The 17,695-nt window shown below is 73.5% G+C and carries 16 protein-coding genes; 10 read left to right on the forward strand and 6 right to left on the reverse strand.

All coding sequences use genetic code 11. The annotated features are described in order from the left end of the window. Positions 1–124: 124 nt before the first annotated feature. A complete protein-coding gene (locus OG625_RS30155; RefSeq protein WP_329387293.1) occupies positions 125–943 on the reverse strand; it encodes a hypothetical protein in 819 nt (272 codons plus the stop codon). A gap of 293 nt (positions 944–1,236) precedes the next feature. On the opposite strand from OG625_RS30155, the gene OG625_RS30160 reads away from it, so the two are divergent. Continuing rightward, positions 1,237–1,977, forward strand: coding sequence for a LysM peptidoglycan-binding domain-containing protein (locus OG625_RS30160; protein WP_329387295.1), 741 nt, complete (start codon positions 1,237–1,239; stop codon positions 1,975–1,977). Here OG625_RS30160 and OG625_RS30165 read toward each other — a convergent pair. Then, positions 1,955–3,691, reverse strand: a complete 1,737-nt coding sequence (locus tag OG625_RS30165) for an ABC transporter permease subunit (protein ID WP_329387297.1) — start codon at positions 3,689–3,691, stop codon at positions 1,955–1,957. The genes OG625_RS30160 and OG625_RS30165 overlap by 23 nt on opposite strands. Next, positions 3,679–4,074: a hypothetical protein gene (locus OG625_RS30170; RefSeq protein ID WP_329387299.1), complete on the reverse strand. Its 396-nt coding sequence runs from the start codon at positions 4,072–4,074 to the stop codon at positions 3,679–3,681. Before OG625_RS30170 ends, OG625_RS30165 begins: the two co-directional genes overlap by 13 nt. 104 nt (positions 4,075–4,178) lie before the next feature. On the opposite strand from OG625_RS30170, the gene OG625_RS30175 reads away from it, so the two are divergent. The 3 genes from OG625_RS30175 to OG625_RS30185 all read left to right on the forward strand — a co-directional run bounded on the left by OG625_RS30175 (position 4,179) and on the right by OG625_RS30185 (position 7,021). Beyond that, positions 4,179–4,718 (forward strand): hypothetical protein, encoded by a 540-nt coding sequence (locus OG625_RS30175; protein WP_329387301.1) that lies wholly within the window; start codon positions 4,179–4,181, stop codon positions 4,716–4,718. Then, the gene (locus tag OG625_RS30180; RefSeq protein WP_329387303.1) at positions 4,696–5,976 is read left to right on the forward strand and encodes an ABC transporter substrate-binding protein; all 1,281 of its coding nucleotides are present in this window, start codon (positions 4,696–4,698) and stop codon (positions 5,974–5,976) included. Before OG625_RS30175 ends, OG625_RS30180 begins: the two co-directional genes overlap by 23 nt. 64 nt (positions 5,977–6,040) lie before the next feature. Continuing rightward, on the forward strand, positions 6,041–7,021 hold the full coding sequence (locus OG625_RS30185; RefSeq protein WP_329387305.1) for a helix-turn-helix transcriptional regulator: 981 nt from the start codon (positions 6,041–6,043) through the stop codon (positions 7,019–7,021). Positions 7,022–7,329: 308 nt separating this feature from the next. On the opposite strand, the gene OG625_RS30190 is transcribed toward OG625_RS30185, so the two are convergent. Next, positions 7,330–8,430 (reverse strand): phosphatase PAP2 family protein, encoded by a 1,101-nt coding sequence (locus tag OG625_RS30190; RefSeq protein ID WP_329387307.1) that lies wholly within the window; start codon positions 8,428–8,430, stop codon positions 7,330–7,332. A 237-nt stretch (positions 8,431–8,667) separates the two neighbouring features. Next, positions 8,668–9,783: a hypothetical protein gene (locus OG625_RS30195; RefSeq protein WP_443067805.1), complete on the reverse strand. Its 1,116-nt coding sequence runs from the start codon at positions 9,781–9,783 to the stop codon at positions 8,668–8,670. Between the two features lie 294 nt (positions 9,784–10,077). Between OG625_RS30195 and OG625_RS30200 the strand changes: the two genes are divergently transcribed. Beyond that, positions 10,078–11,724 carry an MFS transporter gene (locus OG625_RS30200; protein WP_329387311.1) on the forward strand — a complete coding sequence of 549 codons (1,647 nt, stop codon included), beginning with the start codon at positions 10,078–10,080 and terminating at the stop codon, positions 11,722–11,724. A gap of 230 nt (positions 11,725–11,954) precedes the next feature. Beyond that, the gene (locus OG625_RS30205) at positions 11,955–13,124 is read left to right on the forward strand and encodes an acyl-CoA dehydrogenase family protein (RefSeq protein WP_329387313.1); all 1,170 of its coding nucleotides are present in this window, start codon (positions 11,955–11,957) and stop codon (positions 13,122–13,124) included. A 9-nt stretch (positions 13,125–13,133) separates the two neighbouring features. Here the strand turns inward: OG625_RS30205 and OG625_RS30210 are convergent, their stop codons facing one another. Next, positions 13,134–13,592 carry a cell division protein SepF gene (locus tag OG625_RS30210; RefSeq protein ID WP_329387315.1) on the reverse strand — a complete coding sequence of 153 codons (459 nt, stop codon included), beginning with the start codon at positions 13,590–13,592 and terminating at the stop codon, positions 13,134–13,136. A gap of 286 nt (positions 13,593–13,878) precedes the next feature. Between OG625_RS30210 and OG625_RS30215 the strand changes: the two genes are divergently transcribed. From OG625_RS30215 to OG625_RS30230, 4 genes are all read left to right on the forward strand, one after another. Then, a complete protein-coding gene (locus OG625_RS30215) occupies positions 13,879–15,120 on the forward strand; it encodes a DUF5685 family protein (protein WP_329387317.1) in 1,242 nt (413 codons plus the stop codon). A gap of 87 nt (positions 15,121–15,207) precedes the next feature. Beyond that, complete coding sequence (locus OG625_RS30220) at positions 15,208–16,023, forward strand: DUF1684 domain-containing protein (RefSeq protein ID WP_329387320.1); 816 nt, start codon at positions 15,208–15,210, stop codon at positions 16,021–16,023. Positions 16,024–16,159: 136 nt separating this feature from the next. Further along, a complete protein-coding gene (locus OG625_RS30225) occupies positions 16,160–17,044 on the forward strand; it encodes a S1 family peptidase (protein ID WP_443067806.1) in 885 nt (294 codons plus the stop codon). Positions 17,045–17,161: 117 nt separating this feature from the next. Continuing rightward, positions 17,162–17,641, forward strand: coding sequence for a hypothetical protein (locus OG625_RS30230; protein WP_329387322.1), 480 nt, complete (start codon positions 17,162–17,164; stop codon positions 17,639–17,641). The last annotated feature ends 54 nt before the right edge of the window (positions 17,642–17,695 follow it).

Consider the following 17,695-nt stretch of genomic DNA (forward strand, 5'->3'; position numbering starts at 1 on the left):
GAAGCCGGGGGTGCGCGGGACGGACCGCGCACCCCCGGCTACCGCTGGGGGTACCCCCACCGGCGCACGCCGCCGGGCCCCCGGGGTGGAGGGGGCCCGGCGGCCGTTTCTGAGCCGCTGGGGGTCAGGCCCCCGCGGTGCCGGCGAGGGGCATCGAGGCGGCCACGAGCTTGCCCGCGGCGGCGGCCTTGTCCAGGGCGTCGCGCAGCAGGTCCTCGCGGGGCTGCTGGCCGATGGAGCCGACCGGGGCGGCGTAGATGAGCACGCGCTGGGTCTTGTTGACGGCGGCCCGCCAGCCGTCCGTGACCGACAGGGCCTGGTGCGCCTGCCACCAGGCCACCTGACCGCCGTCCGTGCCCGGCTGCAGCACGGCGTGCAGCTGCCCGCCCGCGAGCAGTACCGACCAGCCGCCGAGGGCGGTGGGGAGCTCGGCCGTGTTCGTGACCGGGATGAAGCCCTGCTCGATGAGGAGCGGCAGGAAGTCGTCCCCGGGGCCGGTGGTGCCGGGGCGGGCGATCGGCGCGGTCGGCTCGACGACCAGGGCGGGGTGCAGTTCGCCGCCGATCAGGACCAGGCCGCTGGTGATGCCGAGGACGGCCTGGCCGCCGGGGACGTTCTGCGGGCCGCCACCGGGGAGGGTAACGGCGGGAGCGGCGGGGGACGGGCTGTCGCCGGTGATGCTGCGGACGGCGCCCTGCAGCTGCTCCTCGGAGACGGTGACGACCTGCGAGGGGATGCAGGTGGCGTGGGCGAAGGCGAGGACGGCGGTCTCCTCGCCGACGAACAGCACCGTGCTGGTGCGGTCGCTCTCCGGGTCGCCGGGGGTGCGGCAGGAGGTGCAGTCGTAACTGCGCGGCGCGTCGTCGCCGACGAGCAGCCTCTCGGCTTCTTCGTCACCGATCTCGGCACGTACCTCATCACTGACGTCGAGCATGCGCGGCACGGGGTGCTCCTCGGCATAGGTCCGGGCCGGGCGGATCCCGGCTCGCCGGGCTCAACGGGGGATCGGCGGCCGGGGTCACGCCATTGGAGGGAACGGAATCGAACCTGGCCCCCGGAAGAGTGAACCGTCCGACCGGGACTTTGTTTGCATGCCAACTGTTTTCTGATTGTGCGCAGTTGGTGCCCGGAGATGGCGGTTTGGGGGAGGGGGCGCCGTCGGCCGACCGGGTGGGCTGCGGGGGCGCGCCGCGTGGCAGGCGGGAAGGGGCGCGCGGGGCTGCGTAGCGTGACGCGATGCCCAACCTCGGGATCCGGCGAGGCGCGATCGGTGCTGCCGCCGCCGTCACCGCTGCCGCCGTACTGGTGCTCGTACTCCCCTCCGGTGCGGCGGCAGCGGCCCCGCCACCGCCCGCGCCCGGGCCCGCCGCGGTGGCGCACCCCGGTGCGCCGGGACTGCTCGGCACCGGGCCCGGTGACTGCGGGCCGGGCGGGGAGTGGCCCTGGGACTGCGTGGCCGACTGCGAGAGCAGCGGCCGCTGGGCGGTCAACACCGGCAACGGCTTCTACGGCGGACTGCAGTTCTGGCAGCCGACGTGGGAGGAGTACGGGGGGCTGGCGTTCGCACGGCGGGCCGATCTCGCGAGCCGCCCGCAGCAGATCCGGATCGCCGAGGACGTCCTCGCCCGGCAGGGCTGGGACGCCTGGCCGGTGTGCTCGAAGAGGTACGGACTGGCGGGCCGGATGCACACGGTGCGGGCCGGGGACACCCTGTACGCGATCGCCCGCCGGCACAAGGTGGTGGGCGGCTGGCAGGCGCTGTACGCGGTGAACCGGGCGCTGATCGGGGCGAACCCGGGGGTGATCGCGATCGGGATGCTGCTGGTCATTCCGGAGGGGGCGGCGGTGGCGAAGCCGGTGCCGATGCCGGTGCCCGTGCCCGTGCCGGTGGCGAAGCCGGTGCCGGTGCCGGGGGCCGTGCCGCCGGTGGCGACTCCGGTGCCGGGGGCCGTGGTCACTCCGTTGCCTCGCCGCTGAACACCACCGTGCCGCGGCGCAGTTCGTGGACCAGGACCCCCGGGCGGGCGAGCGCCGGGGGCAGGCGCTGTTCGGCGAGGACCACGGCGGCGCCCTCGGCGGCCCGGGCGGCGAGGAGTTCGTACGTACGGGCCGCGACGGCGGCGGACATGCCCTGGGTGGGCTCGTCCAGCAGCAGAACGGTTCCGGGGGCGCTGAGCAGGGCCCGGGAGAGGGCGAGCATCCGCTGCTCCCCGCCGGAGAGGGTGCCGGTGGTCCGGGCGAGGAGGGCGGCCAGGGCGGGGTAGGCGGCGAGGGCGAGCTCGGGCGTGGGCGCGGGCACGTGGGGAGGTGTGGCGGGGGCGAAGAGCCGGAGGTTCTCCTCGACGGGCAGCGACGGATACACCGCTTGCCGGTCCGGTACGAAGCACAGCCCGCGGCGGGCCCGTTCGTGGGCCGGGAGACGGGTGACGTCGGCCGTACGCCAGGACACGGAGCCGGAACTCAGCGGTACGGCTCCGGCCAGGCCGCGCCGTCGGATCGCGGGGGCGCCGGTCAGCAGGCCGAGCGGGGCGACGAGGAGCGCGGCGAGCCCCAGGGACACCAGCTCCGGGACGCCCGCGGCGGCCAGGTGGGCGGTGAGGAGCGCGCCGAGACCGGCGTACGCGGCCTGCCCCAGGGAGAGCTGCCCGCCCCGGCCCGTGACCAGGACCAGCGACAGCAGGATCACCGCGAGCGCGGGGATCCGCAGCGCGGTGTCCAGCCCGGCCCCGCCGAAGCGCAGCGGGAGGAGCAGCAGCCCGGCCAGCGCCAGCCAGGCGATGGTTCGTACGGGAGGGGGGAGCGTGCCGCCCCGGGCCGGCCCCGCGGCCGGCGCCACCGTCGGCGCCGCCGAGCGGGACGCCGGGAGGAGGGCCGCCACCAGCAGGGCGACCGCGAAGAGGTTGGCGGCGAGGGCCTGGAGGAAGGGCGCGGGCCAGCCCTCCGGATGGAAGCGGGTGAGCTGCGCCTGGGCCACCCCGATCGCGAGGGCGACGCCGACGGCCACCGGGAGGCTGCGCAGCCGGGCGGCGACGGCCACCGCGAGGACCTCCAGGACCAGCAGCGGGAGCCCGTACGGGTCCAGCCGGACGTACGGGGCCAGCAGGATGCCCGTCAGCCCCGCCGTGGCCGCGCCGAAGGCCCAGCCGGCCGCCGCGACGCGGGCCGTGTCGATGCCGCCCAGTTCCGCGAGCGCGCGGTTGTCGACCACCGCGCGCAGATCGCGGCCGAAGGCCGTACGGCGGGTGGTCCAGGCGACCAGGAGGGCCGTCAGCAGCACCGTCGCGAGCTGCGGCCAGGGCTCGGAGCCGAAGAGCACCGGAGCGTCCGCCCGCGCCCCCGGCCCCCAGACGGCCACCGCCACCCCGATGAGGAGGACGAACACGCCGATCGTCGTCGTGAGGTCCCGTACCTGGTCCCGGGGCCGGTCGCGGGCGGAGAGGAGCAGGTTCAGGAGCAGACCGACGGCAGGGGCGAAGAGCAGGACGGTGAGGGCCGCCGCCACCCCCGTCGGCACGGACCACCGCACCACCAGCTCCCGCATGACGTACGCGCACACCATGGCGACCGCGCCGTGGGCGAGGTTCAGCACGCCGGTCGCCCGGTCCGTGACGATCAGCCCGATGCCGGTCAGTGCGGCGGCGCTGCCGACGGCGAGGCCCGCCAGGGTCAGCTCGTACGTCAGGGAGGCCACGGGGGCTCACACACCGGGCACGGGGTCAGTCCGTCCGCCGGGTCCGCAGGGTCCGCCGGGTCCGCGGCGAACGCCTCGGGGCGGCCGTCCACCAGCGGGCAGTCCGGCCGGTGGGCGAGGGTGCCCCCGGGGACCCTGACCAGGGGGCCGGTGGCGGAGGGGCCCGCCGGGGCCACCGCCACCGGCCGGGCCGGGGGCGCGGGCCGCCACCCGGCCAGCAGCCCCGCACCCGCCACGATCAGGGCCGCGCCCGGCACCGTACAGGAGGCCAGCCAGGGGATCTGCCGCTCCGCGAACCGCTCGCCGGACACCCCGAACCAGCCCGCCATGCACAACAGCGCCCCGCAGGCCACAGCGCCCAGGCCCGGCCACACCGTTCGCATACCGGCCCCCGTCCGGTCGGTCCGCGCGTTGCGGGATGCCGTGAAGACACTGACCCTGGAAGCATCGAGCCGAACGGCTCGCTCGGACACCGGTGGTGAGCCAGATGGTCCAGAGCAGACACCCACGAGCCGCAGCCTGGGCGGCGGCCGCAGTACTGCTGGTCGTGCCGGCCCTCACGGGATGCTCCTCGGATTCGGGTTCGGGTTCGGACGCGACCGCGGGAGGGAGCGCGGCGGCGAGCCCGGCCTCCGCCGGAGCGCCCTCCACGCCGATCGTGGGCGAGCCGGCCGACCCGGCGGCGGCCAAGGCGGAGATCGAGAAGAACTGGGTCCTGTTCTTCGACCCGAAGGCCTCCACCGAGGCGAAGGCCGAGGTGCTGGAGCACGGTGACCTGATGGAACCGCTGCTGTCCGGCTTCGCGAACCTCCCCAACGCGGACAAGACCTCCGTCAAGGTCGAGAACATCGCCTTCACCTCGCCCACCGAGGCGACGGTGACCTACGACCTGCTGGTCGCCGGCTCCCCGGCACTGTCCGACAGCAAGGGGATCGCCGTGCTCGACGACGGGGTCTGGAAGGTCTCGCTGAAGAGCCTGTGCGGGCTGATCGAGCTCAGCGGCAATGCGGCGCCCCCGCCGTGCTGAAACCCTGTTGTGCGCCGCGCTCCTGACGGCGAGCGCCGCCTGCGGGAGCAGGCTCCCCGAGAGCGCCTTCCGCGAGGGCACGCGGCCGGTCGCCGAGCCGGTGAAGGTCGGGATCATCGCGAGTGCCACCAGCCCCGTGGGCGGTGACGCCTTCACCGGCCCCGGCGAGGGCGCCCGCGCCTGGTTCGACGTACTGAACGCCCGCGGCGGGCTGGGCGGCCGCCCGGTCGAGGTGGTCGACTGCGACGACGGGGGCAGCGGGATCGGCAACAACGCGTGCGTCCGCCGACTCCTCGACGAGGAGAAGGTGTTCGCGCTCGTCGCGACGACCTCCCTGTCCTACGCCGGCGCGCCCCGGGTCAGCCGGGCCGGCGTGCCCGACATCGGGGGACAGCCCATCGGGACGGCGTACGACACCTACCCGCACCTGTACGGGATCTACGGCAGTCAGGCTCCGCGCGACGGCAAGGCCCCCGGCTGGGGCGGCACCCTCTACGGCGGCATCGAGGTCTACCGGTACTTCAAGCGCGAGCAGGGCGCCCGCAGCGCCGCCGTCGTCTCCTACAACCAGGCCGCGTCCGCCGGCTACGCCCGCCAGATCATCCAGGGGCTGCGCGCCGAGGGGTACGAAGTGGTGCCCGAACAGGTCGACTTCGCCCTGCCCAACTTCCGGGCCGTCGCCGCCGACCTGAAGGCGCGCGGCACGGACCTGGTCTTCGACGCCCTCGACACGCACGGCAACGCCCGCCTCTGCGAGGCGATGGACGCAGCCGGGGTACGGGTCACGGCCAAGGTCACCAACGTGCAGAACTGGGACGACCGGGTGCCCTCCGACTTCAAGGACGCCCCGGGCTGCCGCAACTCCCTCTGGGTGACCGGGTCGAGCCGCAACCACGCCGACGCCGCCGACCCGGCCGTCGCCGAGTTCCGCGCCGCGCTGGCGGGGAAGGTGCTGTCCCAGTGGCAGCTCGAAGGCTGGGCCGCCGCCATGTGGTTCACCGACGCGGCCCGCTCCTGCCTGCCCGAGCTCACTCGTCCGTGTGTCGAACGGTTCATGGGCCGCCCGGAGCCCTACACCGCGCGCGGGCTGCTGCTGCCCGCCTCCTTCGTGCCCTCGCCCGCCCCGCCACCCCCGGGGGCCGAACGCAGGACCTGCCTGTCCGTGGCCCGCTGGCAGGACGGCATGGGCTGGGTGACCCAGGGCGGCGACATGACCCGTACCTGTTTCGAGGTCCCGCAGCTGCCCCACCGGCCCTGAAGGGGGCCCGGACCGGCCCCGGACCCCCGCAGCGGGCGCCGGGCCCGCTGGCAGACTCGGGGGCATGCTCGAAACCTCCGCACGACTGCTGCGCCTGCTGTCCCTGTTGCAGGCCCACCGCGAATGGACCGGGGCCGACCTCGCGGACCGGCTCGGGGTCACGCCGCGGACGGTTCGGCGGGACGTGGACCGGCTGCGCGAGCTCGGGTACCCGGTGAACGCCAGCCCCGGGACCGGCGGCGGCTACCAGCTCGGCGCCGGCGCCGAGCTGCCGCCGCTGCTGCTGGACGACGACGAGGCCGTCGCGGTGGCCGTCGGGCTGCGCACCGCCGCCGGGAACGGGGTCGAGGGGATCGGGGAGGCCTCCGCACGGGCCCTGGCCAAACTGGAGCAGGTACTGCCCTCACGGCTGCGGCGGCGGGTGTCCGCGCTCAACGAGTTCACCGTGCCGATGCTGCGCGGCGCCGAGCGCTCCACGGTGGACCCCTCGGTGCTGGCCGAGCTCGCCGCCGTCTGCCGGGACGGCGAGCGGCTGCGCTTCGAGTACCGGGACCACGAGGGCAACGCCACCCGCCGCACGGTCGAGCCGCACCGGCTGGTGTGCACCGAGCGGCGCTGGTACCTGGTCGCCTGGGACGTGGACCGGGAGGACTGGCGGACCTTCCGCGCCGACCGGATCGAGCCCAGGCCCCCGCACGGACCGCGGTTCACCCCGCGCCCGCCGCCCGCCGAGGACCTGGCCGCGTACGTGTCACGGGGCGTGTCCCAGGGGGTGTACGCGGCCCGCGCGGTGGTGCGGCTGAAGGTCTCCGCGGAGGAGGCGGCACGGATCATCGGGCCGAGCGACGGAACCGTGGAACCGGTCGACGCGACCAGTTGTCTGCTGAGCACCGGGGCGGTGAACCTCGACGTTCTGGTGATTCACGTCATGATGCTCGGCTGTGAGTTCGAAGTGGTCGAGCCGCTGGAGCTGACCGACCGGATCAGGGCCACGCGGGATCTCCTGGGACGGGCCGTGGCCGCAGGAGAAGTGAAGGAAATGTAGCGGTCCTGAGGGGTATTCAGCTGGTCTGGTCCAACAGGGTGCCGCCAATCCCCGAAGCGAATACGGGCGTTCTCGGGGGAAATTCCAAAGACTCTGCGCGGCGGGCGTGTCGCGGGCCGCAAAACAATTGGCAGTTGTAGGTATTCTGTGACACAAGCGTGACCCGGGACGGACGAACGTCCCGGCGTGGCGCTGACGGACGACGAGGGCGGGCCGGGTCGGTGACCCGGCCCGCCCTCGTGTCGCGGGGTTCGTGCGAGGGGTTCACCGCGGGGTGAGGTGGTGCGTACCGCCCCCGCGGTGGGACCTCAGCCGCCGGCCACCGGGCGGGCCGTCGTGGCCCCCCGGGCGGCGGCGGCCGCCCGCTCGCCGTGTGCCGGGCGGCGGCTGCCGACCGGGGTGACGGGCGTCCGCTCGGAGCGGATCACGTGCTGCCGGCCGGACGCGTGTGCGGCCGGCCTGGGCGCCGGGGAGTGTGCGGTGACCACGGCCGCCGCGGCGGCCGCGGCCGGCTGCGCGGCGTGCGCGGGCACCGGCTCCGTGGACGGCCCCGACGCAGGCTCGGCGACGCGCTGGAGCTGCCACTTCCCGCCCGCGGACAGCAGCGGGGTGAGCGCGGTGACGACCGGTGCGGGCATCCGTCCGGTTTCCGCGCGGCGGCGCAGCAGCTCGCGGAGCTCGAAGACGTAGGCCTCGACCCGGGCGATCAGCGGCTCGAACCAGGGGAGCGCCAGCAGGATCAGCAGCCCCGCGGACCAGCCGAGCAGCACGTCGCTGATCCAGTGGGTACCGAGGTACACGGTGGTGGCGCCGACGCTCAGCGAGACGACCGCGGACACCACGGACAGCACCCGCCGGGTGACCACGGTGGAGGCCAGATAGGCCAGGATCCCCCAGGTCACGACGGCATTGGCGGTGTGGCCGGAAGGAAATATATCGCCGCCCGCGAAGAGCTCGGCCGAGCCGATCTCGGTGGCGTAGTGCGGGCCGAGCCGGCCGAGGCCGAGCTTGACGGACCCGACGGTGACGTTGAGCAGGAGCAGCGCCACGCCGAGGGTGATCAGCGGGCGGAGGGTGTGCTGCCGCCAGGAGCGCCAGCCGAGCCAGGCGGCGACCATCACCGCGGTGGGCCCGCGCTGGCCGAGGACGACGAGGTAGTCCAGGAAGGCGTGCAGCTGAGGCCACTGCTCGTAGGGCCGGAAGAACATGACCTGCCAGTCCAGGCGGACGAGCCAGGACGTGGTCAGTACGGCCACCACGATCGCGAGGTAGAAGACGAGGGTCGATCCGAGGAGTACGACGCGGTGCCGGCTCATCTGCGGGGTTTGCAGATGAGCCGGTCGCTCTGGTTCCCGGTCCAGCCGGGCGAACACCCGCTCCAGCCGAGTCGGGATTTGGTCGGTACGCACTCAATCGACGTTACCGCGCGTCGATGCTCGGCCCGGGCGAATCGCGGGCTTTGTGATGACCATGTGATGTGGAGTAGGTCTCACGGGTGACTTAATTCCGGGTATTTCGGCAGCGGTTGGAGCGGTCTTGATCGACCGAACCGGTAATTGTTTCGCGTGCTTACCCGAGCTTTATCGCCGCAGGCCAATTTCATTTTCCCTGCGGGGACCTGAGCCCTGTGGCCCGGCGGGACGGGCCTACGGAGGGCCCGAGCCGTTCAGCCAGAACGCCCCGTACACCGCCGCGACCAGGGCTCCCGCTCCCAGCACCAGGCCCGCCCGCAGGGTCCGCCACCCGGCCAGGGCCGAGGCCACGGGCAGCACCAGGGGGAAGGCGGGGAGCAACAGCCGGGGCTTGGAGCCGAAGTACCCGGACGCGCACAGCGCCAGCGCCACGACGATCCCGCAGTACACGAGCAGCGGCGCCGGCTGCCGCTGCCGTACGCACTTCCCGTACAGCCACAGCACCAACACCACCCCCGCGATCAGTCCCACCCCGGCGAGGAACGCGGAGGAGGCCAGCTTCCCGCCGACGAACCGGGCGAAGGCCCAGCCGCCGTCGAAGCCGTTGCCCCAGCCGCCCTGCACGTCCAGGTACCCGAGCAGCCCGCCCCCGGTGCGCTCCCCGACCCACAGCACGTACGCCGTCGCGCCCGCCGGAGCCAGCAGCGCGCCCGCAGCCATCTGCCAGGACCGCTCCCCGCGCCGCCACGCCAGTACGACGGCCACCCACACCGCGGCGACCACCGCGGCCCCGACCGGGCGGGTCAGCCCCGCGGCCGCCGCGAGCAGACCCGCCGTGAGCCACCGGCCGCGCAGGGCCCCGTACAGGCCCCAGGCGGCCGGCGCCGTGAACAGCGACTCGCTGTACGCCATCGACTGGACGATGCCGACCGGGAGCGCCGCCCACACCCCGACGGCGAACACCCCGGCGCGGCGGCCGTGGAGGAGGTCGGCGACCGCGAAGATCCCCCAGGCCGCGGCGAGCCCCGCGACCACCGACACCACCAGGCCCGCGGAGCCGTAGGAGAGCCCGGTCGGCGCCGACACCAGCCGCTCCAGCCAGGGCAGCAGAGGGAAGAAGGCCAGGTTCGAGTGGACGTCCCCGTTCGGGAGGACCACCTCGTACCCGTACCCCTCCGCGGCGATGCGGGCGTACCAGAGCGAGTCCCAGCGGGCCGACAGCAGGGTGTGCGGGCTGCTGCCGGCCGCCGAGCACCACACAGCGAGCGCCGCCAGTCCCAGCAGCCGGATGGCGGCGAAGAGGGCGAGCGCGGGCGCGGCCCGGCGAAATCCAAGATCCTTCACGGGCATGATTATCGGTGGCGGCGGCAACTGAGCCGGGCCGCCGACCCGGCCGAGAACCACGCGCGGTGAGCGCACGTGTACGCGGGGGAGGGGTGGGGTGGGGGGAGTGGCGCACGCCACACGGAGGGCGCCGCCGGGATGAGAGCTTGGCCACGTAGCGGGCAGGCGAACTCGCGTACGCTGATCGTTCACTCGCGTGTCGATGCCGGACCCCGTTGGACGCCGCACAGCGCACCACCCCCCGTGGCTCCACAAGACGCTGGTCCGCCGAGCGCGAGGGATCACCTGGGAGGTACATGCATGGCGGGGACGAACGCGGCCGGGGTCAAGGCTCCTTCCCCCTGGCAGCGGCTGAGCGCGGCCTCCGGCGGGACCAACCGCTGGGTCGTCCTGGCCGTCCTCTGCGTCAGCCTGGTCCTCGTCGCGCTCGACGCGACGATCCTGCACGTCGCCGTGCCGTCCGTGACCGAGGACCTGCGCCCCGGCCCCATCGAGCTCCTCTGGATCGTCGACGCCTACCCACTGGTCTGCGCCGCACTGCTGATCCTCTTCGGCACGCTCGGCGACCGGGTCGGCCGCCGCCGCGTCCTCCTCCTCGGCTACGGACTCTTCGGCGTGGCCTCCGCCATCGCGGCCTTCGCCGACAGCGCCCAGGTCCTCATCGCCGCGCGTGCCCTGCTCGGCATCGGCGGCGCAATGATCATGCCCGCCACCCTGTCGATCCTCCGCCAGGTCTTCCCCGACCGGCGCGAGCGGGCGCTGGCCATCGGCATCTGGACCGCCGTCGCCGCGATCGGCGCCGCGAGCGGGCCGGTGCTCGGCGGGTTCCTCGTCCAGCACTACTGGTGGGGCTCCGTCTTCCTCATCAACATCCCGCTGATGGCGCTGATCCTGCCGCTCGGACGCCGGCTGCTGCCGGAGTCGCGCGGCACCTCCGACGGGCCGTGGGACGTACTGGGCGCCCTGATGGCCGCCGCCGGTGTGCTCGGGGCGGTGCTCGGGATCAAGCGGCTCGGCGCGGAGCGGCAGCTGTTCGACGCGCAGGCGCTGGTCCCGCTGCTGCTCGGGGCGGCGCTGATCGTGCTCTTCGTACGGCGCCAGAAGCGGCGTGCGCACCCGCTGATCGACATGCGGATGTTCTCCCGGGCCGCCTTCTCGACCTCCGTCGGCTGCATCGTGCTGGCCATGCTGGCGCTGGTCGGCCTGGAGCTGATCGCCGTGCAGTACCTCCAGCTGGTGCTGCACCTCAGCCCGCTGGAGACCGGCCTGCGGTTGCTGCCGCTCACCTTCGCCGCCATGGCCGCGGGCGCGACGGGGTCGTACACGCTGGCCCGGGTCGGGCCGCGCAGGATGGTGTCGCTGGGCTTCGTGCTGACCGCCTTCGCGGTGCTGCTGCTGACGCTGATGGGGGAGCACGACCGGCCGGTGCTGCTGACGGTCGGCTTCGTCCTGCTCGGCTTCGGGCTGCAGACCACGCTGTTCGCGGCGTACGAGTCGATGCTGAGCGAGGCCCCGGCGGCGACGGCCGGCGGCGCCGCCTCGATCGGCGAGACCTCGTACCAGCTGGGCGCGGGCATGGGCATCGCGCTGCTGGGCAGCGTGATGAACGCGGCGTACCGGCCGGGGCTGGCGGGTGTGCCGGGGGTTCCGGCGGCGGAGGCGGCGGGGGCGGCCAACTCGCTGGGCGAGGCCTATGCGGTCGCGGCGCAGCTCGGGGGGCCGGCGGGGGCCTCGCTGTACGCGGCCGCACGGTCCTCCTTCGTGCACGGGCTGCACGTCACCCTCGCGGTGAGCGCGGTGTTGTTGTTCGCGGGGGCCCTGATGGCGCTGAAGTTGCCGAAGGCCATGGAGTGTGGGGCCGCGGAGGGGGTGCCGGCCGAGCCGGTGCGGCTGCCTGCGCAGACGAAGGCCGAGCCGTGCCCGGCTCCGGTGGAGCACGCGGGCTGACCGTCGGGTGCGGCACCGCTGCCGGGGCGCTGCCCCGGACCCCGCGCCTCAATCGCCGGCGGGGCTGGGTTTTTGCCCGGCGGGGTTGGACGGACCCAGCCGCCGGGGTTGCCTCGGCGGAGCCGGATTGGGGCGGCGGGGGTGGATTTTGCTCGGTCGGGGTCGCTAGCGTCAGCGACGCGGCGTAAAACTTGCGCTGCTAGGTTCCGCTCCGGCCGCCGGGAGGCCCCGTGTCCTTCGTACCCACCGATCCGCTCGGGCTCGACGAGCTCCTCGGGCCCGAGGACCTCGCCATCCGGGACACCGTCCGCGGCTGGGCCGCCGACCGGGTGCTGCCGTACGTCGCCGAGTGGTACGAGAGCGGTGAGCTGCCCGGGATCCGGGAGCTGGCGCGGGAGCTCGGGGCCATCGGGGCGCTCGGGATGTCGCTGGAGGGATACGGCTGCGCCGGGGCCAGCGCCGTGCAGTACGGGCTCGCCTGCCTGGAGCTGGAGGCCGCCGATTCCGGGATCCGCTCGCTGGTCTCCGTACAGGGCTCGCTGGCCATGTACGCGATCTGGAAGTACGGCTCCGAGGAGCAGAAGCAGCGCTGGCTGCCCGGTATGGCGGCCGGTGAGCTGATCGGCTGCTTCGGGCTGACCGAGCCCGATGTGGGGTCGGATCCCGCCGCGATGCGGACGTACGCCAAGCGCGAGGGCAGCGACTGGGTGCTCAACGGGCGCAAGATGTGGATCACCAACGGGTCCGTGGCCGCGGTCGCCGTGGTGTGGGCGCAGACCGATGAGGGGATCCGCGGGTTCGCCGTTCCGACGGACACGGCCGGGTTCTCCGCGCCGGAGATCAAGCACAAGTGGTCGCTGCGGGCGAGCGTCACCAGCGAGCTGGTCATGGACGACGTGCGGCTGCCCGCGGACGCGGTGCTGCCGGGAGTGACCGGACTCAAGGGGCCGCTCGGCTGCCTCAGTCACGCGCGGTACGGGATCATCTGGGGGTCCATGGGCGCGGCGCGCGCCAGCTTCGAGTCCGCGCTCGACTACGCCAGGACGCGGGAGCAGTTCGGGAAGCCGATCGGCGGCTTCCAGCTCACCCAGGCCAAGCTCGCGGACATGGCCCTCGAACTCCACAAGGGCATCCTGCTCGCCCACCACCTGGGCCGGCGGATGGACGCGGGCACCCTGCGGCCGGAGCAGATCAGCTTCGGCAAGCTCAACAACGTCCGCGAGGCCATCGATATCTGTCGCACCGCGCGGACCATCCTCGGTGCCAACGGGATCTCCCTCGAGTACCCCGTCATGCGGCACGCCACCAACCTCGAATCGGTCCTCACCTACGAGGGCACCGTCGAGATGCACCAACTGGTGCTGGGCAAGGCGCTCACCGGGCTCGACGCGTTCCGGTGAGGGCCCTGCCTAGCTCTGGTTGAAGAAGTCGCGTGAGCGGCCGGCGGGCTCGCCGTTCACGATCTGGGTGTCGGCCGGGGTCAGGAGGAAGACCCTGGTTGCCACCCGCTCGATCGAACCCCGCAGCCCGAAGGTCAGTCCGGCCGCGAAGTCGACGACGCGCTTCGCGTCGCCCGGGTCCATCGAGGACAGGTTCACGATGACGGGGACACCGTCGCGGAACAGCTCGCCGATGCCACGCGCGTCACGGAAACCGTCCGGGGTGACCGTGGCGATCCGACGGCCGTGCTCCACCGCCGACTCGGACGCCACCTTGACCCGGGGGTCGGTGACCCACTGGTCGCCGGGGCCGGACACCGGACCGTGCTGGCGCTCCACCGCCGACTCGTAGTCGTCGTCGTAGTAACGCTCGTCGTCGCTGTCCTCCACGAGACCCAGCCAGGCACTCGCCTTGCGCACCGAACCCATGGACTGCCTCCTTTCATCGCGGTCAGTCTGTCTTCATCTCCGCTGCCCCTATGCTCGTCCATGATGCTGACAACGCGCCAAGTGGATAGTCGCCGCGCAGGGGTTTCGTGACGGTACTGGTGCAGAACATCCGTTGCACGGTCAAGGATCCTGGCAGCTACCACTGCTGTCTGAGTGAAAATACGACTGCTTCCGCCGTACGGGTGAGCGATTAGGGCGTACGAGTGAAGCGTCGGGCTCGGTACGATGCCCGGCAAGCACGCGTACGACACACGGGGGAAGCGGTTTGTTCGGCATCGTCAGACCATGCACGCACCGACTGGGCGAGCGGTTCAAAGCGGAGTGGATGGCCCATCTGTGCGGGCTGTGCCTGGCACTTCGGGGGGACCACGGCCAGTTCGCGAGGATCGTCACCAACTACGACGGGCTGCTCGTCTCCGTTCTGACGGATGCTCAGTCCGGCCCCGCCACCAGTGCCCGGCGCACCGCGGGCCCCTGCCCGCTGCGCGGGATGCGCACCGCCTCCGTGGCCAACGGCGAGGGCGCGCGGCTCGCCGCCGCCGTCTCGCTCGTCCTGGCCTCGGCGAAGGTACGGGACCACGTCGCCGACCGGGACGGGCTGTTGGCCCGTGCCCCGATCGCCCTGGCCGCCCGCAAGGTGGCCCGCGGCTGGGACCGGGCCGGCGCGCGGACCGGGGCCTCGCTCGGCTTCGACACGGCGGTTCTCGTGGACGCCGTGGACCGGCAGGCGGGCATCGAGACCCTGGCCGGCCCCGGCACGCCCGTGCTCGTGGTGACCGAGCCGACCGAGACCGCGACGGCCGCCGCCTTCGCCCATACCGCGCAGCTCGCCGGACGGCCAGGCAACGCCCCCGCGCTCGCCGAGGCGGGCCGCTACTTCGGGCGGCTCGCGCACCTGCTCGACGCCGTGGAGGACCAGGCCGCCGACGCCGCGGCGGGCGCCTGGAACCCGCTCACCGCCACCGGCACTCCGCTCACGGAGGCCCGCCGGCTGTGCGACGACGCCCTGCACGGCATCCGGCTGGCGCTGCGCGAGGTCGAGTTCGCGGACGCGGGCCTCGCCCACCGGCTGCTGGTGCACGAGCTGCGCACCTCGGTGGACCGGGCCTTCGGGGCGACCGGCTGCGGGCACGGGCACGAGGTGTCCGCCTCCACGGGGCAGGGCGGCAACCCGTACGGTGCCGGTCAGCACGGGGGTCCGTACGGACAGAACCCCTACGGGCAGCCCCCCGGTGGACACAACCCCTACGGAGGGGGATTCCCCGGCGGTCCCGGCGGGCCCGGGACGCCGCCGCCTCCCGGCCCCGGAGGTCAGCCCGCGCGCCCGGAGCGCCGAGGTTTCTGGGCGGGGTGCGCGGTCGCCATCGGCCTCTGCTGCACCTGCAAGATGTGCTGCGCCGACGAGTACGAGGGCCCGTGGTCCCGCAAGAAGCGCCAGGGCTGCTGCAACAACTGTGACTGCGGGCCGGGCTGCGACGGCTGCTGCTGTCCCTGCGACGGCTGCTGACCCCCCGTCGGTTTCCACGCGTCCGGACGGCGTACCCCGGGTTCGCCCAGGGTTCCCGTCCGGACCGGTGTGGAAGGGTTGAGCGGCATGAGCGATGTCGCAAATGATCCGCAGGCCGCCTGGGACGCCTGGCACGAGCATCGGGTGGCCACCGTGTCCGCCCCCTACGGTCCCCTCGCGCTGATCGGCACCCACTGGCTCGCCGACTACCCGGAAGGTCGAATTCCGGCCGTTCCGGGCCACTGGCGCGCCATCGACGGCGGGGTGGCGCTGACGGCCGCCCCCGAGGATTCCCTCCTCCTCGACGGCGAGCCCTTCACCGGTGACGCGGTACTCGCCGCCGACGAGGGCCCGCCCTCGTACTCCCGGCTCACCGCGGGGGAGCTCCGGCTCGTCGTCATCCGGCGCGAAGGGGAGTGGGCGGTACGCGTCTTCGACCCCGACTCGGAGGCCCGGCGCGCCTTCGGCGGCATCGAGGCCACCCCGTACGACCCCGCATTCGCGCTGCCGGGACGCTTCACGCCGTACGGGGAGCAGCGGACCGTCCAGGTGGACAACGCCGACGGGCAGGCGCGCGGGCTCGGCCTCGGCGGCGAACTGAGCTTCCGCTTCGCCGGCGCCGAGCACACCCTCCAGGTCGCGGTCGACGAGGACGACGGCAGCCTCTGGGCCGTCTTCGGCGATGCCACCGGCGGCCGCTCCAGCTACAGGTTCCGGTTCCTGAAGCCCGGAGTGCCGGGGGAGGCCGGCTCGGTCACCGTCGACCTCAACCGGGCCCTGCTGCCTCCCTGCGCCTTCGCGGACCACTTCATCTGTCCCTTCCCACCCCCCGGGAACACGCTGCCCTTCGAAGTGGCGGCCGGCGAGCGGCGGCTGAAAGGCGCCCTTGCGACAGGTATCTGACGACAGGACACTCCCGACAGCGCTTGTCAGGGGCACGGCCAAAATTCACGCGCCGCTCACACCCCCGACTGCGCCTCACGGGCACCGGCACCCCCACAGCCGCCGGGCCCCCGAACCCTCTCCAGGAGGACGAGAAGTGAGGATCAAGCGCATCACCCGTACCAGGCTGCTCGCGGTGGCCACCGGCATGGCCGCCATGGCGGCGCTCGCAGCCCCCACCGTGGCGAGCGCCGACGACCAGGCCGGCGGATTCAGCGCCGACCGGCTCGCCTCGGCCGGCGCCTCCGTCCTGCGCGCCGACGTCGCGGGCACCGCCTGGCACACCGACCCCGCCACCGGAACCCTCGTGGTCACGGCCGACTCCACCGTCTCCGCCGCGGACCTCGCGAGAATCAAGCGCGAGGCGGGAGCGGACGCCAAGGCCCTGCGCATCGAGCGCACCCCCGGCAAGCTGACCAAGCTGGCCTCCGGCGGCGACGCCATCTACGCGTCGAGCTGGCGCTGCTCGCTCGGCTTCAACGTGCGCAGCGGCAGCAACTACTACGCCCTCACCGCCGGGCACTGCACCGACGGCGCCGGCACCTGGTGGACCAACTCGGCCCGCACCACCGTGCTCGGCTCCACCACCGGCTCCAGCTTCCCGAACAACGACTACGGCCTGATCAAGTACGCCAGCAACTCCCCGGTGCCGCCCGGCACCGTCGGCAGCCAGGACATCACCAGCGCGATCAACGCCACGGTCGGCCTGTCCGTGAAGCGGCGCGGCTCCACGACCGGCACCCACAGCGGTTCGGTGACCGGCCTCAACGCCACCGTCAACTACGGCGGCGGAGACGTCGTCTACGGCATGATCAGGACCAACGTCTGCGCCGAGCCCGGCGACAGCGGCGGCCCGCTCTACTCGGGCACCCGCGCGGTCGGCCTCACCTCGGGCGGCAGCGGCAACTGCTCCTCGGGCGGCACGACCTTCTTCCAGCCCGTGGTCGAGGCCCTCAACGCCTACGGGGTCAGCGTCTACTGACGGTGACCCTCGTCCGCCGACGGTGACCCACGCGCCCCCGCCGCACCCCTGGACGTCCTCCCGCCATCTGGGAGGATGTCCAGGGTGTCCGTGTCCACGGGGGAGGCAGGGTTCCGAATGAAGCGAATCGGCGTGACGGGGCACCGGTCCATTCCGGGCGAGGTGCTCGCCCACGTGGAGAGCGGCCTGCGCGCCGTACTGGGGGGCCACGAAGGGCCGTTGGAGGCCCTCTCCAGCCTCGCCGAGGGAGCGGACCAGCTGTTCGCCGCCATCGCGCTGGAATACGGCGCGGGGCTGACCGTGGTCATCCCCAGCGGGGACTACGAGGACGCGTTCGAGGACCCCGAGTCCCTCGCCCGCTACCGAGGACTCAAGCAGCGGGCCACGCAGGAGGTCCGGATGGACTTCGCCCGCTCCACCGACGAGGCCTACTACGCCGCCGGCACCTACATCGCCGACTCCTGCGACCGGCTCGTCGCCGTCTGGGACGGACTGCCCGCGCGCGGGCACGGCGGCACCGCCGAGATCGTCGCCTACGCCCGGGACCTGGGCAAACCGGTCACCGTGATCTGGCGCGAGGGCGTGACCCGGGACTGAGCCCGCGAGCCACGCCCCGCCGTGAAGGGTCCCCGCCTCAACTGCTGTGCCGGA

Source organism: Streptomyces sp. NBC_01351 (assembly GCF_036237315.1).
In the GTDB taxonomy this organism is placed as follows: domain Bacteria; phylum Actinomycetota; class Actinomycetes; order Streptomycetales; family Streptomycetaceae; genus Streptomyces.